This is a genomic window from Pseudosulfitobacter sp. SM2401 (assembly GCF_042932805.1).
In the GTDB taxonomy this organism is placed as follows: Bacteria; Pseudomonadota; Alphaproteobacteria; order Rhodobacterales; family Rhodobacteraceae; genus Ascidiaceihabitans.
The window spans coordinates 906,874-930,702 of the sequence record NZ_CP170633.1 but is presented as its reverse complement, the minus strand read 5'-3'; the positions used below and the strand labels follow the sequence as shown (position 1 = coordinate 930,702).

General features: G+C 56.4%; 23 protein-coding genes. 8 read left to right on the top strand and 15 right to left on the bottom strand.

Annotated elements, in window-relative coordinates; translation table 11 throughout:
• Nucleotides 1-12: 12 nt before the first annotated feature.
• The gene (locus ACFIO0_RS04645) at nt 13-522 is read left to right on the top strand and encodes a hypothetical protein (RefSeq protein ID WP_390914048.1); all 510 of its coding nucleotides are present in this window, start codon (nt 13-15) and stop codon (nt 520-522) included.
• A 69-nt stretch (nt 523-591) separates the two neighbouring features.
• Nucleotides 592-1,098 carry a nitrile hydratase subunit alpha gene (locus ACFIO0_RS04640; protein ID WP_390914046.1) on the top strand — a complete coding sequence of 169 codons (507 nt, stop codon included), beginning with the start codon at nt 592-594 and terminating at the stop codon, nt 1,096-1,098.
• 6 nt (nt 1,099-1,104) lie between these two features.
• Here the strand turns inward: ACFIO0_RS04640 and ACFIO0_RS04635 are convergent, their stop codons facing one another.
• Entirely contained in the window at nt 1,105-2,526 is a 1,422-nt protein-coding gene (locus tag ACFIO0_RS04635) for a hypothetical protein (protein WP_390914044.1), read from the bottom strand.
• On the bottom strand, nt 2,523-4,586 hold the full coding sequence (locus tag ACFIO0_RS04630) for a RiPP maturation radical SAM C-methyltransferase (protein ID WP_390914042.1): 2,064 nt from the start codon (nt 4,584-4,586) through the stop codon (nt 2,523-2,525). The genes ACFIO0_RS04635 and ACFIO0_RS04630 overlap by 4 nt, the downstream gene beginning before the upstream one ends.
• Nucleotides 4,587-4,792: 206 nt before the next feature.
• Here ACFIO0_RS04630 and ACFIO0_RS04625 point away from each other — a divergent pair, with 206 nt between their 5' ends.
• Genes ACFIO0_RS04625 through ACFIO0_RS04610 form a run of 4 tightly spaced genes read left to right on the top strand, consistent with a single transcriptional unit; the run spans nt 4,793 to nt 9,450 of the window.
• Entirely contained in the window at nt 4,793-5,896 is a 1,104-nt protein-coding gene (locus ACFIO0_RS04625; protein WP_390914040.1) for a homoserine O-acetyltransferase, read from the top strand.
• Between the two features lie 40 nt (nt 5,897-5,936).
• Entirely contained in the window at nt 5,937-6,893 is a 957-nt protein-coding gene (locus tag ACFIO0_RS04620) for a Gfo/Idh/MocA family oxidoreductase (RefSeq protein WP_390914038.1), read from the top strand.
• Complete coding sequence (locus ACFIO0_RS04615) at nt 6,890-7,828, top strand: acetamidase/formamidase family protein (RefSeq protein WP_390914036.1); 939 nt, start codon at nt 6,890-6,892, stop codon at nt 7,826-7,828. Before ACFIO0_RS04620 ends, ACFIO0_RS04615 begins: the two co-directional genes overlap by 4 nt.
• 26 nt (nt 7,829-7,854) lie before the next feature.
• Complete coding sequence (locus ACFIO0_RS04610) at nt 7,855-9,450, top strand: gamma-glutamyltransferase (RefSeq protein WP_390915279.1); 1,596 nt, start codon at nt 7,855-7,857, stop codon at nt 9,448-9,450.
• A gap of 13 nt (nt 9,451-9,463) precedes the next feature.
• Here the strand turns inward: ACFIO0_RS04610 and ACFIO0_RS04605 are convergent, their stop codons facing one another.
• The gene (locus ACFIO0_RS04605) at nt 9,464-9,742 is read right to left on the bottom strand and encodes a hypothetical protein (protein WP_390914034.1); all 279 of its coding nucleotides are present in this window, start codon (nt 9,740-9,742) and stop codon (nt 9,464-9,466) included.
• A gap of 190 nt (nt 9,743-9,932) precedes the next feature.
• Between ACFIO0_RS04605 and ACFIO0_RS04600 the strand changes: the two genes are divergently transcribed.
• A complete protein-coding gene (locus ACFIO0_RS04600; protein WP_390914032.1) occupies nt 9,933-10,841 on the top strand; it encodes an EamA family transporter in 909 nt (302 codons plus the stop codon).
• 654 nt (nt 10,842-11,495) lie between these two features.
• Here ACFIO0_RS04600 and ACFIO0_RS04595 read toward each other — a convergent pair.
• The 12 genes from ACFIO0_RS04595 to ACFIO0_RS04540 are packed head-to-tail and all read right to left on the bottom strand — an operon-like array spanning nt 11,496 to nt 21,647.
• On the bottom strand, nt 11,496-12,110 hold the full coding sequence (locus ACFIO0_RS04595; RefSeq protein ID WP_390914030.1) for a DsbA family protein: 615 nt from the start codon (nt 12,108-12,110) through the stop codon (nt 11,496-11,498).
• Nucleotides 12,103-12,954 carry a rhodanese-like domain-containing protein gene (locus ACFIO0_RS04590; protein WP_390914028.1) on the bottom strand — a complete coding sequence of 284 codons (852 nt, stop codon included), beginning with the start codon at nt 12,952-12,954 and terminating at the stop codon, nt 12,103-12,105. The genes ACFIO0_RS04595 and ACFIO0_RS04590 overlap by 8 nt, the downstream gene beginning before the upstream one ends.
• Before the next feature lie 16 nt (nt 12,955-12,970).
• Nucleotides 12,971-14,071 carry an acyl-CoA dehydrogenase family protein gene (locus ACFIO0_RS04585; protein ID WP_390914026.1) on the bottom strand — a complete coding sequence of 367 codons (1,101 nt, stop codon included), beginning with the start codon at nt 14,069-14,071 and terminating at the stop codon, nt 12,971-12,973.
• 24 nt (nt 14,072-14,095) lie between these two features.
• On the bottom strand, nt 14,096-14,638 hold the full coding sequence (locus ACFIO0_RS04580) for an OsmC family protein (RefSeq protein WP_390914024.1): 543 nt from the start codon (nt 14,636-14,638) through the stop codon (nt 14,096-14,098).
• Nucleotides 14,639-14,661: 23 nt separating this feature from the next.
• On the bottom strand, nt 14,662-15,474 hold the full coding sequence (locus tag ACFIO0_RS04575) for an ABC transporter permease subunit (RefSeq protein WP_390914022.1): 813 nt from the start codon (nt 15,472-15,474) through the stop codon (nt 14,662-14,664).
• The gene (locus ACFIO0_RS04570) at nt 15,471-16,733 is read right to left on the bottom strand and encodes an ABC transporter substrate-binding protein (protein ID WP_390914020.1); all 1,263 of its coding nucleotides are present in this window, start codon (nt 16,731-16,733) and stop codon (nt 15,471-15,473) included. Before ACFIO0_RS04570 ends, ACFIO0_RS04575 begins: the two co-directional genes overlap by 4 nt.
• Nucleotides 16,734-16,755: 22 nt before the next feature.
• Nucleotides 16,756-17,562 carry an ATP-binding cassette domain-containing protein gene (locus ACFIO0_RS04565; RefSeq protein ID WP_390914018.1) on the bottom strand — a complete coding sequence of 269 codons (807 nt, stop codon included), beginning with the start codon at nt 17,560-17,562 and terminating at the stop codon, nt 16,756-16,758.
• Nucleotides 17,563-17,565: 3 nt separating this feature from the next.
• Entirely contained in the window at nt 17,566-18,018 is a 453-nt protein-coding gene (gene cynS / locus ACFIO0_RS04560; RefSeq protein ID WP_390914016.1) for a cyanase, read from the bottom strand.
• Nucleotides 18,019-18,049: 31 nt separating this feature from the next.
• Nucleotides 18,050-18,529, bottom strand: coding sequence for a DUF1348 family protein (locus ACFIO0_RS04555; RefSeq protein ID WP_390914014.1), 480 nt, complete (start codon nt 18,527-18,529; stop codon nt 18,050-18,052).
• Nucleotides 18,526-19,425: a nitrate ABC transporter ATP-binding protein gene (locus ACFIO0_RS04550; RefSeq protein WP_390914012.1), complete on the bottom strand. Its 900-nt coding sequence runs from the start codon at nt 19,423-19,425 to the stop codon at nt 18,526-18,528. The genes ACFIO0_RS04555 and ACFIO0_RS04550 overlap by 4 nt, the downstream gene beginning before the upstream one ends.
• Before the next feature lie 9 nt (nt 19,426-19,434).
• A complete protein-coding gene (ntrB, locus tag ACFIO0_RS04545) occupies nt 19,435-20,271 on the bottom strand; it encodes a nitrate ABC transporter permease (protein ID WP_390914010.1) in 837 nt (278 codons plus the stop codon).
• Complete coding sequence (locus ACFIO0_RS04540) at nt 20,271-21,647, bottom strand: ABC transporter substrate-binding protein (RefSeq protein WP_390914008.1); 1,377 nt, start codon at nt 21,645-21,647, stop codon at nt 20,271-20,273. Before ACFIO0_RS04540 ends, ntrB begins: the two co-directional genes overlap by 1 nt.
• Before the next feature lie 103 nt (nt 21,648-21,750).
• On the opposite strand from ACFIO0_RS04540, the gene ACFIO0_RS04535 reads away from it, so the two are divergent.
• Nucleotides 21,751-23,685, top strand: a complete 1,935-nt coding sequence (locus ACFIO0_RS04535) for a sigma 54-interacting transcriptional regulator (RefSeq protein WP_390914006.1) — start codon at nt 21,751-21,753, stop codon at nt 23,683-23,685.
• The last annotated feature ends 144 nt before the right edge of the window (nt 23,686-23,829 follow it).

Here is a 23,829-nt window from a genome sequence, read left to right as displayed (position 1 = left end):
GGAGACATCGATATGGCAGAAGGTGATAAGGAAAAAGTCATCAGAGCGGAGGTCGTGGCCAACGCCTGGAAAGACCCCGGCTTTTTGGCGGAACTGGTCGCGAACCCCGCGGGCGTTTTGTCTGACGCAGGGCTAGACGTGCCCAAAGGCACCAACGTAAAAGTCGTGCAGAACACCGCACAAGACGTCTACGTTGTGGCCCAACACGCCGAAGACTTTGAAGAAACGCGCGAGCAATTCATGAACGGCATCAACTGGATGTTGCCACTGCCCGCAGGCGTGCGTCTGCACATGTTGCAAAACACCGAAACCGACCGGCACATGGTTATCCCGCAAGCGCCAAACTTGCAGGACATGTCTGATGACGACGTGATGACCATGGCGTCCGGCGTGGGCGCAAACGTCAACAACGCGGTCAACGTCAACGAAGGTGCCAACGTCAACGTCGGTGGCAACGTCAACGTCGGCGTCAACGTGAACGCCGGTGTCGACATCGCCGTTGTGGCAATCGTGGCGACCTAAATTCAATCCATGCCCCGCCTGCCTGCACTGCGCGGGCGGGGCGTTTCACCTTTAGAAAGGAACCTTATCATGGCAAGCAGCGACAAACAAAAAGTGGCCCTCGCCAGTGTCATCGCCCAAGCGTGGCAAGACACAGATTACAAAGAGAAATTGATCTCTGATCCCGCAGCTGTGCTCGGGGATGCGGGCGTCAGCGTGCCCAGTGGGGCCAAACCGGTTGTCGTGCAAAACACCGACCGCGACGTGCATATTGTGGTGCCGGGTGCCGACGACTTTGAGGCCAGTCGCGCCGATTTTATCAACGGGCTTGGCCATTTTCTGCCCCTGCCCGACGGTGTGCGTTTGCACTTTGTGCAGAACACTGGCGACACCCATCACGTGGTTTTGCCGCTCGCACCCGACACCTCGAACCTCAGCGATGATGACATCATGAATTTGGCCGCTGCAGGGCCTCAATCGGTCAACGTCAATGTTGGTGGGGTCAATGCTGGTATAGAGTTTCAGTCCGTCGTCGTGAATGTCGGCACCAGCGCGCTCAACACCAACATCGCCGTGGTGGCAATTGTCGCGACCTAGCAGGGCCTAGGCGACAAAGAAATGATCGACGCTCATGTGGTCATAGCCCAATGTACCAGCGCCGATGCCGGTTGAATAGCGGCTGACAAATCCGGCCAAACCGGCACATCGGCGCAAGCAATCCGCCTGCACCAGCAACTGGTTCGACAGGCAATGCGTGTATTCCAGACACGGCCCGATGCTGCGGTGCAAATTGGCCCGCAAAGTCGCGCGCGCAATTGCATGCGGTTCGATCACGAAGAACCCGTGTGGGCCCACGAACGGGTGCCACGCGGCAAAAAATTCCGTCAGGTTTTGCGCCAATGCGTCACCTGTGATGATCGCGCCGTCGGGTGTTGCGGCCATGGCGTGCGTGTCGCCGGAAACCAGCGGGCCAGTGGGCGGCGTCCAACTGCGATTGTGAACCACGGATTTGGTGATCAGCAACACGTCTTTGGGGTCGATCCCGCGTTCCGTTAACGCCGCAATTGTGGCCTGCGGCGCGCCGATGTCACCAGCAATAACAAAGGCGTTGGGAAAGCCAGAAATCCGCTCTGCCGCTGTGGCCTGCGCGACACGGTTGTACTCCATCCCGATCAGCTGAACGCTGGGCGCGCGTTTGCCGATTTCGGCCAGCATCTGACCATCCCCACACCCCAGATCCAGAATGTAGCGCGGCGCTTGGGCGGATGTCAGAACATCGCGCAGCCGGTCCCAAATCGCAGGACCAACCGAGTGTTGATACACCAGCCCTGAAAATAGAATGTCGCGGGCGCGATCCACATGGGTTTCCTCTTGGGTCGCTGTTCGGGCCCGCAAGCCCATGGGATCACCGAACAAAAGTTCGCCAACTCGCGCCAAAGTCGGCAAATAGGTCACCGGATAGTGGTATGCTCCGGCTTGTGACAGCGCGATTTGGCCAAGGTCATTGAACGCGCCGTTTTCATCGATCCAACCCAACGCGCGCAACGTTGCATGGCTGTTTGGGGGGGCAATGGCATCTTGGCGTGCAGCACATCCCAGCATCAGCGGGGCCAACAGGTATCCTTGCAAAATCAGGCCCAGCGGGGCGGGGACCGACGCAATATCAGGCAGGTCACAATCGGCCCTATCCAGCAGCGCATCTGCCGCGTCCAGCAGGGTCGGAATGTGCTCAAGCAGGTCAGCCTGCCGGATCAAATCACGCCCCGCATCCGTCCAATCCCAAACGCCGTCCACCGGTTCGTTCAACCAGCCCATCGCGGCCATCGCATGCAGCAACCCGTTCAGGTAGCCGGCGTTGCCGTTCATCCGGTCTAACGTCAGCGGCGCACCCTTCAGATGCCCCGCCACACGCAACGCCAGCAGGCTACCGCCCAGTGCCATTCCGTTGATATGCCCACAAATTTGCGCCCAAACCTCAAAGGCTTTTTCTTCCGAAATCACCAGGTTGGGCGCGGCCTTGTTCACGACGTCACCCGTTCTTGATAGCGGGCTGCCCGGTCTTTCATCGGCAGGGCTGCGTTGCGGTTGATCCAGCCGCCGGGATACCCTTCTTCGTTGGATTTCGGCAGTGCCGGCAAATCGCCCGGAACCGCCAGCGCCATATAGCGCCCACCAATGTTCAGCACCAGATTGCGCGCCATCAGGTCATCCAAGATCGCTTGCACTTCGGCCTCGTTCAGCGCCGCTTTTCCGTCGCTTTGAACTGCCTTCAGCACACCACCAAACGGGCGCGCGCCGTGCAACGTGCGGTGGACCCGGTGCGCATCGCCGTCCAGCACAACGCGGCGTGCCAGCGACACCGCGCGGGTGTCCAAAATCGTCGTTTGATCGGGGTGTTCCTCCATCGCCAAAATGGGCGGCAGATTGGCCTGAAAACTGGCATGCCACACCCGCAATCGCGCTTGCAACGCATCACGACCGGGGCTGCCCAAAGACGGGAATTCCTCTAGATCGCTGGTGCCTTTCATGCGGAAAGGTGACGAATTCAGCTCAAACTCCGACGCGGAATGAAAGATGTAGACCAAGCGCGACAAACCTTCGTTATCAAGCGGATAGATGTGTTTGTACGCCCAATTCACCTGCAAATCGATGCCATATTCGGTCGGTCGTTGGTGATACGGACTGAAGCGGTCAATGCGGATCGGGCGCAATTCACGGCTGGGCTGCAGGTGCTCAATCTGCGGAATCCAGTCGGCAACTTCGGAATACCACGCATCCTCTTCGCCCGGAAATCCGCACAGGTAATTCCACGTCAGCGTGGTGCCCAATTCGCGCGACCATTTTAGCAACTGGATGTTGTTCCAAGCCGGCGTGCCCTTGTCCATCAGCTTCAGCGCGCCGTCATGAAAGCTTTCGATGCCCGGTTGCAACCACGTCACGCCCGCGTCGCGCAACAGCTGAAGCTGGTCGAAATGGATGTTCGCCTTGATCTCGTAAAACAGATGATAAGGCGCGCCACGCTCCGCCAGTTGCGGCAACAGCGTGTCGAAATAATCCAGCGGCAAGATGTTGTCGACGACCAGAAACCGCGTGAGACCATAGCGGGCGCTCATCTCGTCCAACTCGCCCATCACCTGCTCTGCTGGTTTAAAACGGTACGACATCGACCCACCGTTGAGCCCACAAAACGTGCAATGCTTGATCGCGCCCCACCAGCAGCCCCGCGAACTTTCGATCATCAGCGCCGGCGTGATTTCAGCGCTCAGCGCGTAGCCATCCAGCCCTTCGAAAAAGTCGTCAAAATCCGGCGTCGGAGAGGTGTTCAAATCGGCGCTGGCCCGAGGTGGCGCTTTGTAAGGATCAGGGTGGGTGCGGATGTTCTGGCCCAAAACGCCCGCCGGCAACGGTGTGTCAGCCAGTTTTCCGGCCAAAATCGTTTTGCACAGCGTTGGCAGCAATTCTTCGGCCTCGCCCGACACCACCAGATCGACCCACGGAAATTCCAACGCCGTGGCGACGCCCATTTCGGCCTCGCAATTGGCCCCGCCCAAAATGGTGACGATGGCGGGGTTCAATTCCTTGACCCGCCGCGTCAGCGCCAACACCGCACAGTGCTGCTGAAAGGTCGAGGTGCAGCCCAAAATTTTGACGCCCGATGCGGCGATGTCTTGCGCCATGTTTTCGATGAACGTAACCGCTTGTTTTCGCACGGTCATCAGCCAGTCCCGCACGATCAATGCTTCGTCTTCGGTCTTGGCAAACAACCCGGTGACGCGCGCCATGTAGCCGTCAATATCGCCGTCAAAGTCGGGGAATGCAGCGGCGGAAAACATCCATTCGCCGATGTTTTCCTCGCGCACCCACGCCAGTTCAGCATAAGGGGCCGATCCGATTTCTTCGGCAAAATCAAAGCTTGGGTAGGTCACTTGCGTCGACAACCCCGCCTTTAGCAGCGCCGCCTTTAAGATCCCCAACGCCAGCGACGGGCGTTCAATCGGGCCAAACGGCATAAACGGCAGCAAAATATCAGCGTCATAAGACACCGGTTTGCGCAGCATTTCGGATGGAGAAACCGGACGGTTCATAATAAATCCCTCTGTCTCGCTTGCAAGACGTGGTGCGACGCGCTGTACTCGGAAAATAATATGAGCCGTCAGCAGAGTCGGTTTAAAAATATCGAACGAAAAGTAATTTCTAGTACAACTATTGCAAGAAAAGCCTAGCATACCGAAAAGACCTGTCAAGAAGTTGCTGGTCACCTCGGGGATGGTTCGCGATAGGGAAAACCGCAATGAATGAGCGAAAACAGACCATTTTTCTGGACAGCCCGCTGGCTTTAGCGTCGGGCCAGACCTTGTCTGACCCCCACCTTGCGGTTGAAACCTACGGGGTTCTGAACGCGGATCGCAGCAACGCAATTTTGGTCTGTCACGGCATGACCAATTCGCAAAACGCAGGCGGCAGTCCGGCCCAGGATGGCGTCAAACCGTGGTGGGATTGTGCCATTGGTGCCGGCAAAATGCTGGACACCAACCGCTATTTTGTAATCTGCGCCAACGTGCCAGCGGGCAGCGGCGGATCGATTTCACCTGCGTCCAAAAACCCCGAAACCGGACGACCTTATGGCATGGATTTTCCTGTAATTCGCATCGCTGACATGGCCGACGCGCAGGCGCGCCTCTTGGATCATTTTGGCATCGAAAAACTGGCGCTGGCCATCGGTGGCTGCATGGGTGGGTTTCAGGTTCTGGAATTCGCGCGCCGCCATCACGACCGACTGAACCGCGCCATTGCGATCAGCGCGACAGCCAGCACATCGGCCTACACCATCGCGCTGTGGGAACTGATGCGCCAAGCGGTTTACGCCGATCCAAATTGGCAAGACGGGCAGTATTACGCGGGCACGCCGCCGCTGCAAGGGATCGGCATGACCGCGATGATCGGCTCGGTTTTGTGGTTGGATCGCGAAACGCTGGCCGCCAAATTCGGCCGTGCACCTGCATCTGAAACGCCCCCTGAAACCACCCAAAAATTCGCACCTGAATTCGCAGTCGAGCAGTTCTTGGCGCAAGTCCGCGCCCGCGCCACCCTGCGCTTTGACCCAAATTCGCTGCTGTACTTGACCAAGGCCGTCGATCTCTACGATTTGGCGGCGGGCTACGACAGCCTTCAGGTCGCCGTTGCAGCCATCAAAGCCCCCGTTTTGCTGGTCAGTTACGAAAGCGATTGGCGCTATCCGCGCGACGAAATCGCAACACTGGCCGAGGCCCTGCACACTGCCGACGTCCCCGTCCGACACGCCCATCTGCACTCGGAATTCGGGCACGGGGCCTTTCAATTTGACGTCAGCGCCCTGACCCCCGAAGTGCAGGCGTGGTTGACCCCGCCCGAATGAGCGATCACATTTCGCCACAACACCACGTCAGGAGATTTAGATGACGATCAAAACCGCCGTGATCGGCTTGGGCATCATGGGTCAGCGCATGGTTGAACACATGGTTCTGCACCCGGAATTCTCGGTGACCGCGATTTGGGATCCGGACGCCGCCGCCTGTCAGGCCGCCCAAAAACTGGCCCCGAACGCCACGATTGCCGCCAATGCCGCAGATGCAATTGCGGCGGCCGATCTGGTGTATCTCGCCTGCCCGCCGGTCCCGCGCAAGGCCTATGCTTTGGCCGCCGCCGCACAAAACAAAGCGGTTTTCCTGGAAAAACCACTGGGCATCGACGTCGCCGAAAGCCGCGATTTGGTCGAACAATTAGCAGCATCCGGCGTGCCAGCAGCGGTCAATTTCACCCAAGCCGCAGGGGCCGCCCTGACCGACGTGTCAGCCGCAGCGCAGTCTGGTGCGCTGGGTGATTTGGCCGGCGTCGACATCGTCGTGACCTACGCACACTGGCCGCGCGCATGGCAAATGGCTGCTGATTGGCTGCGGTTTCGGGGTGAAGGAGGCATGACCCGCGAAGTAATCTCGCATTTCCTATTCTTTAGCGAACGCATCTTGGGGCCGCTCGAATTGGTCTGGGCCCGCCCCGATTATCCAGCGCAAAGTGATTTGTGCGAAACCCACGTGGCCGCGCGTTTGGTCAACCACGCAGGCCTGCCTGTGACGATCATGGGCAGCGTCGGCGGCGCGCAGCCCGACCGCCAAGAGGTCACAATCAAAGGGTCAAAAACCAGCCGCCGCGTGTCGGATTTTTACCGTGACACCGTGTCGTCAGGTGGCGATTTCACCCCGGCAACACCAGATCCCGCAGACCCGAGGGCGACCAGCCTCAAGGCTCAACTGGATGATCTGGTGCTGTTGATGAATGGCAAACCAAACCGCCTTGCAACGATCCAAGAAGCCCTGCGCGTTCAAATTCTGATCGAAGGAATACTGGCCCAATGACGACCCTGAATGCATCGATTGAGACCTGCCATTGGGGCTACTTCGACGCCTCGCGCGCGCCCGCCGTGACAATCGCAAGTGGCGATGAAATTGTGATCAATTCGGTCTCTGGCGGGCCGATGAACTTGCCAGGTGACGGGTTCCACGTGCCGCCTGAGTTGCTAGAAATTCACGCCGCCGGTGTGCCCGCGATGCCCGGCCACATCTTGACCGGACCGGTGGCGGTTTCAGGCGCAAAACCGGGCGATGTTCTACAAGTCGATATTCTCGATGTGGCCCTGCGACAGGATTGGGGGTTTAACTATCACGGCCCGCTCAAAGGCACCCTGCCCGATGATTTCACGGATCATCACCACACTATCATTCCGCTGGATGCCGCGCGTGGCATCGCCGCGTTGCCTTGGGGATTAGAATTGCCACTTGCGCCATTCTTTGGCGTCATGGGCGTGGCCCCGCCGCCCACCTGGGGCCGGATTTCGACTATCGAACCACGAATCCACGGCGGCAACATCGACAACAAGGAACTGGTGGCGGGCACCACGCTATTCCTGCCGGTTTTCAACGACGGCGCGCTGTTTTCGTGCGGCGACGGGCACGGCGCGCAGGGCGACGGCGAGGTCTGCGTGACCGCCATTGAAACCGCCCTTCAGGGACGGTTCCGGCTGAGTGTTCTAAAGCATCGCGACCTAAGCTATCCACAGGCCGAAACCCCAACGCATTACATCACGATGGGCATGGCACCCGACCTAGATGCTTGCGTGAAAATGGCCTTGCGCGACATGATCAAACTGGTGTCCGAGCGCGCAGGCATCAGCCGCCAAGACGCCTACATGCTGTGCAGTCTCGCGGGTGATTTGCGCATCACCCAAACCGTAAACCGCGAAAAAGGTGTGCACATGATGATGGCAAAACACCTGATTGATCCGCAGAAATGAAAAAAGCCGCAATGAAAGAAAACACCATGGAAATTCGCGCCACGCACCCTTATCCGTCGCGCCGCTCGGCTGTTTTGGCGGACAACATCGTGTCGACCTCGCAGCCTTTGGCAGCCCAAGCGGGCCTGTCGATGTTGGCCCGGGGCGGCAACGCGGTGGATGCGGCAATTGCCACGGCGATCACGCTGACATTGGTCGAACCCACGGGCAACGGCGTCGGGTCAGACGCCTTTGCGATTGTCTGGGACGGCACTGAACTGCACGGGCTGAATGCCTCGGGGCGCGCGCCTGCCACATGGACGCCGGAACGGTTTTCGGGACACAACGAAATGCCATTTCGCGGCTGGGAAAGCGTGACCGTGCCCGGCGCTGTGTCCGCGTGGGTGTCGCTGTCAGAGCGGTTTGGCAAGCTGCCTTTTGCCGAGCTGTTCGCACCCGCAATCGACTACGCGCAAAACGGATTTATCGTGACGCCGGTGATCGCAGAATTGTGGCGCCGCGCCGCGCTCGATCTTGGCGACTACCCCGGTTTTGCAGAAACCTTTTTGCCAAATGGCGCAGCCCCCAAAGCGGGCGAACGGTTCATCAACGCCCCCTTGGCAACCACCCTGCGCGCAATCGCCGACACCAAAGGTGAGGCGTTTTACAAAGGCGCTTTGGCTGGCGCAATCTGCGATTTTGCGGCCCAACACGGTGCTGCCCTGACCCGCGCCGACATGGCCGCGCACACCGCTGATTGGTGCGGCACAATTTCCAAATCCTTCGACGATCTGGAACTGCACGAGATCCCGCCAAACGGTCAGGGCATCGCCGCATTGATGGCCATCGGCATCCTGTCACACACCGTGATCCGCGATCTTGACGCCGATGATCCAGCTGCATTTCACCTGCAAATCGAGGCCATGAAACTGGCGCTGGTCGACGCCGAAACCTACGTCGCTGACGCAGATCACATGAGCGATGTTTCCGCCGCAGCCCTCTTGGACGACGCGTATCTTGCCAGCCGCGCCGCCCTGATCGATCAAACCCGCGCGCAGGATTTCAACGTCGGCGCGCCCAAAAACGGCGGCACGGTCTATCTGACAGCGGCGGACGCGTCGGGCATGATGGTGTCGTTCATTCAGTCGAACTACGCCGGTTTCGGGTCAGGCATTGCGATCCCCGGCACCGGAATTTCCATGCAAAATCGCGGCGCTGGTTTTTCACTTGATCCCGACAGCCAGAACCGTGTCGGGCCGAACAAACGCCCCTTTCACACGATTATTCCAGGGTTCCTGATGGGACCGGACGGACCCCTCATGAGCTTTGGCGTCATGGGCGGGCCGATGCAGGCACAAGGCCATGTACAGATGGTTTTGCGCACGCAAATCTGGGGCCAAGACCCGCAAATGGCCATTGATGCGCCGCGCTGGCGGTTTGTCGAAGGGCTGGAAATCGCCTGCGAAGACACGATGCCGACAGCCACCCTGGATGCGCTGACATCCCTTGGTCACACGGTGTCGCTGGAGGCCCCGGACAACGCCTTTGGTTTTGGTGGCGCGCAGCTGATTTGCCGACTGGGCGACACAGGCTACAGCGCCGGATCAGACCCGCGCAAAGACGGTCACGCGGTCGGGTTTTAGCACCAAAAGCGCGTCAAAAACTGTCGTTTTCAGGAACATTTCCGAATCTGGCAAGGAACGTCGGCACGCTCACTTCGCCGGAATTCGGATCTTCGCTTACCATGTAGGCGTCCGCGCCAACCGTGTCCGCAGACCGGCATTCCCGCTCTGCGCGTTCCTGCGCCTCGGATGCCGTAGTGTATTGAATTTGCTTGCCGATTTCCAAACTTCCCTGCTGCGCGTGCCCGCTCTTTTTCTCGACGTAAGTCTGGCAAATATAGTGCACTTTCAACGTGGTTTCATGCGGTTCCATTACGGATTTCCCTTGAATGATGTCAGGAACAAAATAGGAACAATTCTAGAGATTCGCAAGCCGTCATACGCTCCAAACCCAACATCCCGACCGCTGCTTTGCCGGTTTCGAATTTGCCAAACGCGGCGTCATTGTCTAAGCAAGAGCTACGCGTCAAATCGATACGGTTGAACGGGGACATCACGCAAATATGACAACGTTGACCACAGGTTTGGGGCGGTTCCGCGCGCTTTGGCACCGCCAAACACCAGCAGCACGCGGCATTTTTCTGATGTGTCTATCGACGGTCGCATTTGCGATCATGCACGCGCTGGTGCGGTTTGTGTCGGACGCGCTACCACCCTTTCAGATCGCCTTTTTTCGCAACATTTTCGGGCTGGCATTTTTACTGCCGCTGCTGGTGCGCTCGCGATTTGCGGTGCTGCGAACCCAAAACATCGGGCTGCACGCCTTGCGCGGCGTGGTTAACATCGGCGCGATGCTGATGTTTTTCACCGCCCTATCGATGTCGCCCTTGGCCAAGGTCACGGCCCTCAGTTTCACCGCCCCGATTTTTATGGCGATTTTGGCGGTTCTGGTGCTTGGCGAACGTTTTCGCATCTACCGTTGGCTGGCGATTATTTTCGGTTTTCTGGGCATGCTGATCATCCTGCGACCGGGCATTGTGGCGATAGATACAGGTGCGTTGTTGGTTACCGGGGCGGCCGCCCTTTGGGCCGTCGCGATGGTCCTGATCAAGATCATGTCGCGCACGGAATCCAGCCTGACAATTGTGGCCTACATGGGCATATTTTTGGGGGTTTTTTCAGTGATTCCAGCACTTTGGGTTTGGCAACCATTCGGGACAAATACCCTTGGATGGCTGGTGATGATCGGCCTTTTCGGCACAATCGCACAGATGTCCCTAAGCCAAGCGTTAAAGGAAACCGACCCCACAGCCTTGATGCCATTTGATTTTCTCAAACTGATTTGGACCGCCCTGATCGGCGCGTGGTTCTTTGCCGAAGTGCCAGACATTTTCACATGGATCGGCGCTGCGGTGATCTTTAGCTCGGGCCTATTCATCGCGGTGCGCGAACGGAAGGTGAAAACCACCTAGGTTTTGCGCCCGAACTGTCACCGCAGGGAACATCATTAACCAACATTTTTTATTAAAATTGTTAGTGGTACGGATAACGCGACACGGGTTTTTCTAAATGACAGATACCTACGTTGCTCGTGCGGAATGCCATTTGCAATTGTTAGACATGGTCAATGGTAACGCTCAGCCCGAAGTGACAGACACAGGCCAACCACCGATGTCTGCTATGAGCAGAAAGTGAGTTTTGCAAAGTTACGCGGACGGCCCACAGATGCCGTTCATGCAAGCTCTCAACGCTGCGACGCGGCTTCCCCGAAGCGGACATTCGAGCAGGTGCGCAGCGATTTGACAGCACCGATGACTGCTTTGCGGACAAAGCTGCCTTTTGCAGATGCAGCTATTGCTCACGCAGCATTTGCTCGCACTCGCAGCACAACGATCTCGGCGATGCGGCGAATTGTTCCAGAGCGGACGTTCAGATGTGATCAGATGGGCAGCATCCAATCCGCTCTTTTGCTGCAGTCCGCATCAACAATCGAGGCGCAGACCTTGCCACCGTGCGCAAGTGACGCTTCAAGGTTCGGTTCCCGAAAATTGGTTTCGGACACTTAAAATTCTGGACGGTTTGTACCCTAATTGAAGCGATAAACAGCCGTGCTGTTTGGCTGAGGTTCAGATCAAGCCTGCAACACCCAATCGGTATTCCAAGAACTCCAATCTGTCTTGTCCGAAAAACCAGTCTTCACCTGTGACATAAGTCGGTGATCCGAAAACCCCTAATACGATTGCATCTCGCGTTTCGGAGGTGGCCTCGGTGATGATATCTGGCCTAAGGGCCGCCGCAAGAATTGGATCAGGTGCAATGCCCTGCCGCCTGAGTGCGGTGGCAATCTCCGCAGCATCTGAGATGTTTAAGTCATGCGTCCAAACGGCCGAAAGGATGGCCTGTGTGACAGCGCCCTGATCAAGTCCCAGGTGTTTCGCTGCGACAATCACCTGACAGGCCAAGGGCATCGGCGTAGGCCAGAATTTTGGGGTAGGATTGATCGGCAATGACAGTTTTTTCGCCCAACGCATCATGTCAGCTTTGCGTTGATGTTGGCGCACTGCTGGATATTTCGCGGGCGGGAACGACCCCGCCGCTTCAAACACCTTGGCCATATCAAGCGGATGATAGACGACTTGTGCGCCAGCCTGCGCTGCAATGTTCAAAAGGCGGGCATGCCCAAGATAGGCATAGCCCGACATTGGCGCGAAGTAGTAGTCAATCGTAATCTTATCAGGCAAACGGGCGGCCCTCTTCGATCGGCAGGCTCATGTCGCGTGACCATTCATTCCATGATCCAAAGTAGATACGCACGTCTTTGACACCCGCTTCCTTGAGGGCAAGAAAGGTGTTCGACGCCCGCGCCCCTTTGAAGCAATAGATATAGACAGGCGTGTCGGTCGTGATGCCGACACTGGCACATTCCGCCATAACCTCATCTGCGGATTTCATCATCGCACCGCCTGCTGTTGGCTTCATCATCCGGTACCATTCCAACCATTTTGCGCCGGGGATACGGCCTTTGCGCGGACAAAAATCTGGGCCATAGGGCGAGGAACTGGTGGCTATCCATTCATCGACGTCGCGCACATCCAAGAGTGTCAACTCGGCATCATCTAGGGCCGCTTTCATGTCGTCTAAGTCCAACATCAGCGCTGCAGCGGAAGGATCAATTGTAAAGGTCGCGGGCGCGGGTGAAACGGCATCGGTTGCCACCGGCATGTCTGCAGATTCCCAAGCGGCAAAGCCACCATGCAGGACTTTGATATTTGGATAACCCAAGTAGCTAAGCAGGAAATACCCACGGCACGATTGGCCGAAACCCGTGTTCATCGACTGTTCGTAGATCACAGCCGTTTTGGTTCCATCTAGGCCCGCAGCCCCAAAAGCATCGGCGAATTTCTGGGTCAGTTCGGCCATGCCTTCAGCGGTTGAGGTGGCCAGATAGGTAAAGATGTCGTGCAGGTTGACCGCACCTGAGATGTGCCCCACAGCAAAGCTTTCGGGTGCACGCGTGTCGATGATAACGATGTCATCTTCAGGCATGGCTGCAAGTTCGGCTGGGGAAATTAAGATAGAAGACATTGTATTTCCTTTTGATTTAAGCCGCCGGAAGTTCGGCCAGCATTTTGCGAAGTTGTTTGGTAGCGGGTGTCACCACTGCGATAAAATAGCTTTCGCGCAGGCGCCTTTGTGCGGCGCCTTTGCTAACGAATCCGCGCGCGCCACAATGCAGCATGGCAAAGTGCGCGGCCTCTGTTGAGGCTTCACCGCCGCGCAGACGCGCTTCCACAACACGGCGAAAATAGGCAATTGAGGTGTCGTAAGGGGTTTGAGCCAGATCCATAATCTCGGCTTCCAACGCGCCAAGCAGGACTTGAAAATCCTCGGGCTGCTTTTCGAGATATTTATTTACATGGCCCAATTGACCACGCACCTGTTCCATCAATTTTATCGAACTGCGGATCATCCCCAGCGCCATGCCGGTCTGCATCAGCACAAAACCGGGGCGAATTTTCTGTAGGTATCCGTCGATCGGGTCGGCCAGAACAAAGGCGTCCTCAATCAACGCATCGCGGAATTGAACCGAACGGGTGGCAGTGCCCGCCATGCTCATAAAGTCGTGGTCCAGAACGGTTTTCACGCCCGTCTGATCGCCACGGGCGACAGCCATGACATGCTTGACGCTACCTTCGTCTTCGACGCTAAAGACAATGCCGAAATAGCCGTCTTCGCCGACATTCGAAACCCAAGGCAATGATCCCCGAACGGTATAGCCATATTCGGTGCGCGCGCCCTTGAGTCGCATCTTTTCAATGCCAAAGAAGGTCTTCATCGGGTTGGATAAGCCCGTACCGCCAAGGGCTTTGCCCGCCGCGACGTCTGGTAATAGAGTAGTCTTCAGGCCAGCGTTGTTAGACGACGCGATGTACCACGCCAGTGCGTTTTGGCACCACATGCAGAACGCGGTTGAGATACATTCCTCGCCGCCGCGTGCAATGGCTTGGATCGTTTGGCCCATGTCCATGTCAGCAGCCACATGACTGCCGTAAGCCCCCGCAGTCCCGAAGGCACGCAGGATGTCTTCGGGGTAAAGCCCTTCGTCGATTTCGCGCACGATAGGCTTCAACTGCGAGGCGGCGACCGCATCAACGCGGGTTTGCATGGCCGATGGTTCAGCTATTTTTTCCTGTAATGTCATTGCGGTCTCCTTTGATTTGGATGGTCAGATGGTCTCAGCGACCATGTTCACGGGACGTGAAAAGGTGTTGAAAACAGGCGAATATTGGATGACATGTGCCACCAGTTCATCCACCACTGATTTGGGTGTGTTTTCGCATTCCATATCGACTTTGATGCGCACATCCGTGAAGCCGATAGGCTTAGCCACGTTCAGATCACCAGTCCCCCAAACGGCGGTGATGTTCAGATCGCCTTCCAGTTCCAGTTCCAGCTTATTCACGGTCATGCCGCGATGCACCGCGTTGGCATGCAGGCCGACGGCAACGCAGGAACCCAGAGCGGCAAGAGATGCTTCTGACGGGTTGGGTGCTGTGTCATCGCCGAGCAATCCGGGTGGTTCGTCCACGATGTAGGGTTCCAGATTGCGAATGTAGTTCGCATGACGGAACTTGCCCTCTGCTACGGTTTTGCATTTCAGGGTCTTGATGACTTCAGGGTTGGCTTTGCCATTTTCGATCAAGGTCTCAAGCCCTGTTTTGTCGATGGGGGCAAGGCAGCCGGTAAGTGCTGTAACGGGTTCGGACATGTGTTTCCTCCGGTTGGTTAAAGTTAAGCGCTGCGGGTCCAATTCAGGCGGCCAATGGCCTTCTGGCACAGCGTGTCGAGAGCAAAACCGATGACGCCAATCACCACGACGGTGGCTGATAATCGGTCGTATTCAAGGGTGTCACGGGCATCGTTGATGGCGTAGCCAAGGCCCGATGTGACGCCTAAGTATTCAGCAGGCACCAGCACCACCCATGCGACCCCAAGGGCCAGCCGGATACCGGTGAAAATGTCGGTCGCAACAGCGGGCAGGATCACAGTGGTCAGCATGTGCCACGGGTTTGCGCCAAGGTTGCGAGCCACCTTTATCCAAGCGGGATCAATGCGGCGCACCCCTGCAGCGGTGGCAAAGACAATCGGCCAGATCGCAGCAACGGTGATCAAAAAGACAATCGCCGCGTCCCACGTGTCAAAGCCCATGACGGCAATCGGCATCCAAGACAGCGGCGAAATCATCCGCAGGAACTGGAACGGGATATTGGTGATTTCGCGCAGTTGTGCGACCCGCCCGATCAGAATGCCCAAAGGCACGCCCACCACGACAGCAATCAACATCCCTAGACCAACGCGGTAAAGCGACGGGCCCGCCATATCCAGTACCTCACCGGATGTGATCATCACCCAAAGCCGCGCCATTGTGGGTGCTGGTGCGAAGTCGGCAAAGGCATACATGTTCGGATCATCGGCCACCGCGCGTCCGCCAAGCCACCAAATCACCAACAGCCCGCCCATGCCGATGAAGGCATTCATCAGCCCGCGATACTTGCCCAATGCGGGCAAGCTGCGCAGTTTTGGGATGTCTGTTATCACGCTCATAGCTTGAGGATTTCCTCGCGCACATAAGGGTCGCCGGGGTTTACCGATGGGTCGTCGAGCCACTCAGGATTGGCCTCAAGCGCTGTCTTGACGAAGTCGTAGTTTACCAGATCCTGGGTCACAAAATCGGCGTCGAGATCAGTAAGGAATGTTGTATCACCGCTGACGACGGTTTCTGACATCGCCTCGACGATCAGTTTCGTCGCCGAAGGATATGGCCAAGGCTGAAAGTCGATACGGCCGTTCTGGAACTCAGCCTGGTTCTTGATCGCGCCGCTTTCAATGTACTCGGCGTTGTCCTCATATAGCGTCATGGCGCGGGTAACGACGGGGGCCGGTGCCGGCAAATACCCTTCACCGTCTCTGGACAATAGCTGCGCCACTTCTTCCTTGTTCTGGCTTGCATAGATCGCGCCGCGCACAACCGCGTTCATGACCTTTTGGGTCCATTCCGGTTTGGCGTTTGTCGTTTCTTCGTTCATGCAAACCACACAACAGGGATGGTTTTTCCAGATATCACCTGTAAAGCGCAGCATCCGTGCACCGGCGCGCAGCTCGCCCAAGGCGTTGAACGGTTCGGCCACAATATAGGCATCGACTTTGCGGGCTGCCAAAGCAGGCGGCATGTCAGGCGGTGGTAGGACTTGCAGGTTACATTCGTCAGGGGCCAGCGGCTCATCTGCGGACTTGATCACGGCTTTGATGCCCGCCGCGCGTAAAGCATATTGCAGCACGATATTATGCATTGAATACCAGAAGGGCACAGCAACTTGCTTGCCACCCAAACCCGCGAAATCGGTGATCTCGGTATGGCCGCCCACCACAAGCGCAGAGCCATTGGTGTGTGCCCAAGCCATAATTTTCACAGGAAATTCGTTGTTATAACGCATCCAGACTGGGATCGGCTTAAGGAAGTGGACAAGATTGAATTTGTTAGATGTGAACCCTTCAATCAGGGGGGCCCAGCCACGGATCAATGTTGGTCTTTCGGCTTCAAGACCCTCATCAGCAAAGAACCCTTTGGCGTGGGCCACAAGTAATGGGGTCGCGTCTGTGATCGGCAAATAACCAATGCGCACAACGTCATCGTCTTGCGCCTGAGCCATGGACGGCAAGCTGCCTGCGAGGCCTGCCAACATGGCGGCTAAGCCACCCGAGGCAAGCAAATCTAGCGTCTGGCGTTTGTCTTGATCCACGCCGTCATGGCCACAGCATGCAGCGTGAAGGTCAACGTGGTTTTCGTTCGGGGAGTCGTCCATGGGGTCATTTTCCTTTTAGTTGTCATGACGATTGCATCGTCGTGTAAATTGCATTGAGGCGTGCCAGTTCCGCCTTGAAAGTGGGGATGCCAAGGTCGCGGTCGGTGTCGGCGAGATCAACGGTCGTATCGTCAGCGATGATCCCTGCGCCGGATTTAAGGAATACGGCGCGGTCCGCCATCAGCGCGGCCTCTGACACGTCATGGGTCACAAGGATCAGGGTCAGGCCCAGCCGCTTGGCAATGGCGCGCACGTCTTGCTGCATGGCTTGACGGGTGAACATATCAAGCGCCGAGAATGGTTCGTCTAGAAGCAGCACCTCGGGGCTTGGTGCCAGCGATCGTGCAAGGGCCACACGCTGTTGTTGTCCGCCAGACAGGTCCTGTACGTTGCGATCTGCAAATTCGGACAAATCCACCAACGACAACACCTCAGCAATCCGGCGCTCAACACCGTCTTTTTGGCCGCCATACCGCAGGCCAAGGGCTGCGTTTTGCGAGACAGTCATCCACGGGAACAAGGATGGGGCTTGAAACATCATGATCCAACGGGGCGACGGCTTTGAGACCCTCGTGCCACCTATACGCACGGAACCTTCGCTGGGCTGGATCAAGCCTGCAAGAATATGCAGTAGCGTTGATTTGCCGGACCCTGACCGTCCAATAAGTGCCACGATTTCACCCGGCCGGATGGTCAGATCAATCCCAGACAGCACCTCACCGTCGCTCGCGTTGTAGCTATGGGCAACGCTGCTGACGATGACATCTGCCTTTCCTGTCACATGGACAGGGCTTGCAGCTTTGTCGCCTGGATGATCGTGCTGCATCATCTCTTACCAGTTGTTATAGCCGAGATATTTCCCCGACATTTCAACGTTGACGCGATCACCCTTGGGGTTTTCAACGCGGGTGACTGACATTTCGAAATCAATCGCAGACATAATGCCGTCGCCAAATTTCTCTTGGATGAGCGCCTTGAGCGTCGGTCCATAGACACCGACGATTTCATAAAACCGGTAGATGCAGGGATCGGTCGGCACGGCCTGTTCCCAAATCTTTGTCGGGCTTTCCGCCAGCACGCTTTCGGCTTCTTGGGGCAAGCCCATGGTTGCAACCATCAGGGCGGCCTTTTCAGGTGGGAAAGCGTTCATGCCCATGGCCGCAGAATGGGTCCAGACCGGCGACATCCCGATTTTATTGGCAATGTCTTCCCAAGTTATTCCGGCTGTTTTCTTGGCCGAAAGGATCATTGCTGTGACGTCTTCTTTGGTCATCATGTCGGTCATTGGTGTGGTATCCTTCATACTTGGTTATTTATTACAGGCCGAGCGCGGTCAGGCCTGGATGGTCATCTGGGCGTGGCCCTGGAGCATCCCAATGAAACTTGCGTTCGCCCTCTGAAATAGGCACATCGTTGATCGAGGCATGGCGTTGCGCCATGTAACCGTCAGCATCAAAGGCCCAATTTTCGTTGCCATGGGCGCGAAACCATTGGCCCGAAGCGTCGTGAAATTCGTAACAAAAGCGCACGGCGATCTTGTTATCGCTGTGGGCCCAGATTTCCTTGATCAACCGATAGCCGTTTTCTGTCGCCCACTTTTCGGTCAGAAACGCCTCGACCTGTGCGCGACCTTGCAGAAATTGCGACCGGTTGCGCCAAGCTGTGTCTGGCGTATAGGCCTGCGCGACCTTGGCAGGATCACGGCCGTTCCATGCGTTTTCGGCCATCCGCACTTTTTGGACAGCGTTGTCATAGCTGAAGGGCGGAACGGGGGGGCGCGGCAGGGTCAGAGTCATGTCTTTACCGCCTGCAGCAACGGCTTATCGCTTTCCGCAGTTTCGGTTTTGTCGATGCGGATCTTTTTTGGCGAATGGGTTGCGCTCGCTTCATTGGGTTTCCCTGCCAATTCGGCAGAGCGTTTACCAAGGAACTGCACCAGATGATTTCGGATCGCGTAGTAGTTCGGGTGTTCCACTATGTCAGTCCGTGTGCGTGGTCGTGGAATTGTGATCTCGACACTTTCGGCCACGCGCGCCAGTGGTCCGTTCGTCATCAACAGAATACGGTCGGCGAGCAGGATCGCCTCGTCGATGTCATGAGTGATCATAAAGACGGTCTGATCCGTCCCGCTCCAGACCTTCAACAGCTCTTCTTGAATGGTGCCCCGTGTCAGCGCATCAAGCGCACCGAAGGGTTCATCAAGCAGCAGTAATTTCGGTTCGTTCGCAAAGGCGCGCGCGATCGATACGCGCTGGCGCATACCGCCGGACAGCTGGCTTGGCTTGCGATATATAGCGTCACCGGACAATCCGACCTTGTCGAGGAACGCGATCGAATGTTCTTCGACTTGCTGCTTGGTCCAGTCAGGGAAGCGCGCGGCGACCCCGAATGTGACGTTCTTCAATGCGGTCAGCCATGGGAGAAGGGAGTAGTTCTGAAACACCACGCCGCGATCAAGACTTGGCCCCGAAACTGAGTAACCGTCCATTTTGACCACGCCACTTGTCGGGTCTGACAGCCCCGCAAGGATGTTCATGATTGTGGATTTTCCGCAGCCCGAATGGCCAAGGATGCAGACGAATTCTCCCTTCTCAATCCCAAAGCTGGCGTTTTCAAAAACCGTGAATTCGCCGCCTTTGCCATCGGGATATTTCTGGGTGAGCTTTTCAATACTTAGAAATGAATTTGCCATTGGCCTGCCTTATTCGGTGTAGGCGACGCGTCGCTGGAGCAGGCCAAAGGCCGCATCCAACAACATGCCGACGACGCCGATCATGAGAATTGAAAAGATGACTGAGGTCAGGTCGAGGTTGTTCCACTCGTTCCAGACGTAATAGCCAATGCCAGTGCCCCCGACGAGCATCTCTGCCGCCACAATGACCAACCATGCGATGCCGATCGAAATCCGCATACCTGTAACGATGGTGGGCGCGGCAGCGGGTAGAACCACGGTAAAGGCCGTTTTGATCGCCCCAAGTTCATGGGTGCGCGCCACGTTGACCCAGTCTTCCCGCACACCTGCCACACCAAACGCGGTGTTCAGCAGCATCGGCCAGATGGAACAGATGAAGATCACAAAAATCGCCGAGGCCTCGGAATCTTGGATGATGAACAAGGCCAGCGGCATCCAAGCGAGCGGCGAAATAGGCCGCAGAACCTGAATGAACGGGTTCAGTGCCTTATACGCCACCGTGGACATGCCGATCAGAAAGCCAAGCGGGATCGCGATGATTGCTGCCAAAAAATAGCCCGTCAGAACACGGTAGATCGAGTAACCGATTTGGATGCCGATGCCTTTATCGTTAGGTCCTGCGTCATAAAACGGGTTCGACAATTCCTGCCATGCCTTAACCGCAACTTCACTGGGGGGCGGCACGCCTGCTTTTGCCGTGCCCGCCCCTGTCAGCAATTCGTATTCGGTCAACTCGCCAGTGTTCAGCGTTTGTGCAGTGATCGAAAACTCCCACACCAACAGCCCAACAACCAGCAAGGCAATCGACCAAATCGCGGCCCGCTTGTTTTCTGACAACAAATCCATCAGTCGCCTGCTTTGATGGCAAAGCTTTCGACATAGGCTTCTGGTTTCGCCGGATCAAAGGTTTTGCCCATGATCATATGCGATTTGTAGTTGTCCGTAGGGGCATCGTAGCCAAGATCAGTCATGACCTTGCGCGCGTCTGATGCCAGATACACCTGTTCGGCCACCCCTTTGTAATCCACATCGCCCTCAATATAGCCCCAACGCTTCATCTGCGTCAGAATCCACACGCCCATGGATTGCCACGGGAAGGGGTCAAAATCGATGCGGTCCGGCACACGCTGCACTTCGCCCAAACCGTCCGCATAGGTGCCAGTTAGGACTTGCTGGATAACGGTCACGGGTTGGTTGAGGTAATTGGTCGGTGCAATCGCCTCCGATATCTCAATGCGGTTGTCAGGGTTGGACGCGTACTGTGTCGCGTCAATGATCGACTTGAGCAAAGCGCCGTAGGTATTTGGCAATTCGGTCGCGAAAGACAATGGCGCAGCAAAAGCACAGCATGGATGACCTTCCCATATTTCTTTAGTCAGGATGTGAATGAACCCGATACCTTCATATACTGCACGCTGGTTGAACGGGTCTGGCGACAGATAGCCATCAAGGTTTCCAGCCCGCAGGTTCGCAACCATTTCAGGCGGCGGCACAACGCGGATCTGGATATCGACATCTGGGTCCAGACCAAATTCGGCCACGTAGTAGCGCAGTAGGAAGTTGTGCATGGAATATTCAAATGGCACACCAAAGGTGAAGCCTTTCCATTGTTTGGGGTCACGCTTGTCCATGTGCTGATTGGCCAAAACAATCGCCTGACCGTTGATGTTTTCGACTGCGGGCATAATGTAGGGTTCAGCGACTGAACCCGCCCCAAGCGTCATCGCCAAAGGCATTGGTGTCAGCATGTGAGAGGCGTCATATTCACCAGACAACGACTTGTCACGGGCAACGGCCCAGCCTGCGGTTTTGATAACCTGCGCGTTCAACCCGTAACGTTCATAGAACCCAAGTGGCTGAGCCATGATGATCGGCGTCGCACAGGTGATCGGGACGAACCCGATGTTGAGATCAGTTTTCTCTGGCGGCCCAAGATTGTCGAGAATTGCGGCCTTGGCTTCGTTTATCGGAAACACGGACGCAAGGGCGGCTGCGGCTGTCGTGCCGCCAACCATCCCCATGAAAGAACGACGCCCGATGTCGCTGTGCCCGAACACGGAACGCACGATCGCGCTTTCGACGGCTTTTTCCAGCATCTCTTCGCTGGACATTTGCGTGCCCTGTGATGCGTTCGACGCTTTGCAGCCTTCGCATGTGCAGCTTTGACCGTGGCGCAGGTCGGTGTCTTTTGAGAACGGATTGCCGAGACTTTTGACTGTCATGATGACCCCCATGAGTTGATTTGGGATGAGGATGCCATGAGGGTGCCGCGCCCTTAAGACGGTTTTTGGGGTGTCTAAAATCAACAACATGCTGAAATAATTGATGAAAAATTACGCAGACAGCACGATATTTCGTAATTTACGAAATCTGGTAGTCGCTTTAACACGAATCTTCGCGCCTTCTGATCGCATGGCCCTTGATTCTGACATTTCACTCACGCTCGAAAATCACCCGCTTGCGGCTTTTATTATCGAAGCCCGTCACGGGGATATCGTTTCACATAATTGCGAGGCTTCGCGCTTGTTCGCCGCAGATCTCACCGCCGTATCGCTTGGTGCAGTGCTGCAATCGCCTCCCGCTGAAATGGCTGTCTTCCTTGAGGCCGTACTTCACTTTGGGCGCTACACCACCGCCACCCTCTTGTTTGAGCGCGTCAATAGCCAACAGCTGCGCTTGCAAACATTTGGAACCCGTGTGTCGGACAATCAAGTGATGCTAAGCTTTTTGGACCTTAATGCCCAAGAACGGCACAATCATCTGGCAGAACAGGAAGCCCAACACCGTGCAGGTTTGATGCAATGGCAGAATATCCACAGCTTTTTCCGCGAGATGGAGGCCCAGAACCATTTGATCCTTGAGGCTGCAGGTGAAGGTATCTACGGGATCAACGCCGAAGGCAAAGCGACTTTCGTCAATCGTGCCGCCCAAGAGATGCTGGGCTGGAACGCGGACGATCTGATTGGGCAGGATTTGCACCAGATCATCCACCACCACCACCTGAATGGGGATCGATTTCATGCCCATGATTGCCCAATCTACGACTCGTTCAGGCACGATAAGACCGTGCGGGTCGATGACGACGCATTCTGGCGAAAAGACGGTAAACCAATCTTGGTCGAATACGTCTCGACGCCGATTTACGATCAAGGAGTGTTGGCGGGTGCGGTCGTCATTTTTCGCGACGTGACCGAACGCAAAGAAAATGAAAAAAGGCTACACGGAGCCTTAGAAGAAGTAGAAAAGCTGCGCTTCCAGCTCGAACAAGAGAACGATTACTTGCTGAAAGAGATACGCAGTGTCAGATCGCATGCGGGGATTATCGGCCAGTCCGCCTCTATCCGAAACCTTAACACTCAGATTGATTTGGTCGCGCGCACACAGACGAATGTCCTGATTTCAGGGGCGTCTGGCACGGGAAAAGGCCTGACCGTTAGCGCTATTCACGAGGCGAGCAATCTGGCCAAACGGCCATTGGTACGCGTAAATTGTTCCGACATCCCAACTCGAAACCTTGAAGCGGAGATGTTCGGTTATCGGCGCGGAGCGTTTCGCGGAGCGGTGCGCGACACCACCGGCAAGCTGGCACTGGCCAATAACGGGACACTGCATCTAGACGAGGTTTCAGATTTGCCAAAGGCATTTCAGGCCAAGCTGATTGCAGTCCTTAAGGAAGGGGCATTCAGGCGCATCGGGGACACTTATGACACGCCCGTATCGCTTCGGATCGTATCGACGACTGTCCGTGACCTTGCCGCAGAAGCCCGTGCCGAACGATTTAGCCAAGCTTTATTTTTTGAATTGGGCGTTATCCCGATTCACTGCGATGCCTTAAAGGACCGCCCCGAAGACATCCCGTTTCTGGCTCAACACTTTTTGGAACGCGCATCCAGCAGGTTGCGCCTGCCGTTACCGCGGATATCCAAAGCGAATATCGAAGCGCTTGTGGCCTATAATTGGCCCGGCAATGTCCGCGAGTTGGAAAACGTGATTGAGCGTGCTGCGATTTTGGCGCAAGGCGGAAAACTGCGAATAGAGTTCCAGTCAGGTCTTGCAGCAAAGTTCGACGATAAAGAGGACATTATATCTAATACTGATCTGAAGCGTCTTGAGCGGGACAATCTCATCAAGTGCATGCGCCGGTCACAGGGCAAAGTGTCGGGTCCAACCGGAGCGGCCCGCCTTTTGGAGCTTGCGCCAACAACGGTCTACTCAAGGATCAAAGCGCTTCGCATCTCCGATGCCGAGTGGGAAATCTAGGGGCCAAGCCGCCCGGTCGCGATGCGATGGCGTTCACAAGCATGCGCCACGCATGACGAAGGAATGCTGTTCGAAAAGACAACCTGTCACCGACCCAAAGCCTTCGCATGTGCTCAGGTCTACTTCGTCTGCAACCTGCAGATC

Excerpts from the sequence above, each read along its gene's own strand:
- ACFIO0_RS04575 (WP_390914022.1), bottom strand. The coding sequence starts at position 15,474 with ATGAGCGTGATAACAGACATCCCAAAACTGCGCAGCTTGCCCGCATTG.
- ACFIO0_RS04615 (WP_390914036.1), top strand. The coding sequence starts at position 6,890 with ATGACGACCCTGAATGCATCGATTGAGACCTGCCATTGGGGCTACTTC.
- ntrB (WP_390914010.1), bottom strand. The coding sequence starts at position 20,271 with ATGGATTTGTTGTCAGAAAACAAGCGGGCCGCGATTTGGTCGATTGCC.
- ACFIO0_RS04585 (WP_390914026.1), bottom strand. The coding sequence starts at position 14,071 with ATGACATTACAGGAAAAAATAGCTGAACCATCGGCCATGCAAACCCGC.
- ACFIO0_RS04550 (WP_390914012.1), bottom strand. The coding sequence starts at position 19,425 with ATGGCAAATTCATTTCTAAGTATTGAAAAGCTCACCCAGAAATATCCC.
- ACFIO0_RS04555 (WP_390914014.1), bottom strand. The coding sequence starts at position 18,529 with ATGACTCTGACCCTGCCGCGCCCCCCCGTTCCGCCCTTCAGCTATGAC.
- ACFIO0_RS04630 (WP_390914042.1), bottom strand. The coding sequence starts at position 4,586 with ATGAACCGTCCGGTTTCTCCATCCGAAATGCTGCGCAAACCGGTGTCT.
- ACFIO0_RS04620 (WP_390914038.1), top strand. The coding sequence starts at position 5,937 with ATGACGATCAAAACCGCCGTGATCGGCTTGGGCATCATGGGTCAGCGC.
- ACFIO0_RS04645 (WP_390914048.1), top strand. The coding sequence starts at position 13 with ATGGCAGAAGGTGATAAGGAAAAAGTCATCAGAGCGGAGGTCGTGGCC.
- cynS (WP_390914016.1), bottom strand. The coding sequence starts at position 18,018 with ATGACCGACATGATGACCAAAGAAGACGTCACAGCAATGATCCTTTCG.
- ACFIO0_RS04625 (WP_390914040.1), top strand. The coding sequence starts at position 4,793 with ATGAATGAGCGAAAACAGACCATTTTTCTGGACAGCCCGCTGGCTTTA.
- ACFIO0_RS04610 (WP_390915279.1), top strand. The coding sequence starts at position 7,855 with ATGGAAATTCGCGCCACGCACCCTTATCCGTCGCGCCGCTCGGCTGTT.
- ACFIO0_RS04590 (WP_390914028.1), bottom strand. The coding sequence starts at position 12,954 with ATGTCTTCTATCTTAATTTCCCCAGCCGAACTTGCAGCCATGCCTGAA.
- ACFIO0_RS04600 (WP_390914032.1), top strand. The coding sequence starts at position 9,933 with ATGACAACGTTGACCACAGGTTTGGGGCGGTTCCGCGCGCTTTGGCAC.
- ACFIO0_RS04605 (WP_390914034.1), bottom strand. The coding sequence starts at position 9,742 with ATGGAACCGCATGAAACCACGTTGAAAGTGCACTATATTTGCCAGACT.
- ACFIO0_RS04565 (WP_390914018.1), bottom strand. The coding sequence starts at position 17,562 with ATGATGCAGCACGATCATCCAGGCGACAAAGCTGCAAGCCCTGTCCAT.
- ACFIO0_RS04540 (WP_390914008.1), bottom strand. The coding sequence starts at position 21,647 with ATGACAGTCAAAAGTCTCGGCAATCCGTTCTCAAAAGACACCGACCTG.
- ACFIO0_RS04570 (WP_390914020.1), bottom strand. The coding sequence starts at position 16,733 with ATGGACGACTCCCCGAACGAAAACCACGTTGACCTTCACGCTGCATGC.
- ACFIO0_RS04640 (WP_390914046.1), top strand. The coding sequence starts at position 592 with ATGGCAAGCAGCGACAAACAAAAAGTGGCCCTCGCCAGTGTCATCGCC.
- ACFIO0_RS04535 (WP_390914006.1), top strand. The coding sequence starts at position 21,751 with ATGAAAAATTACGCAGACAGCACGATATTTCGTAATTTACGAAATCTG.
- ACFIO0_RS04580 (WP_390914024.1), bottom strand. The coding sequence starts at position 14,638 with ATGTCCGAACCCGTTACAGCACTTACCGGCTGCCTTGCCCCCATCGAC.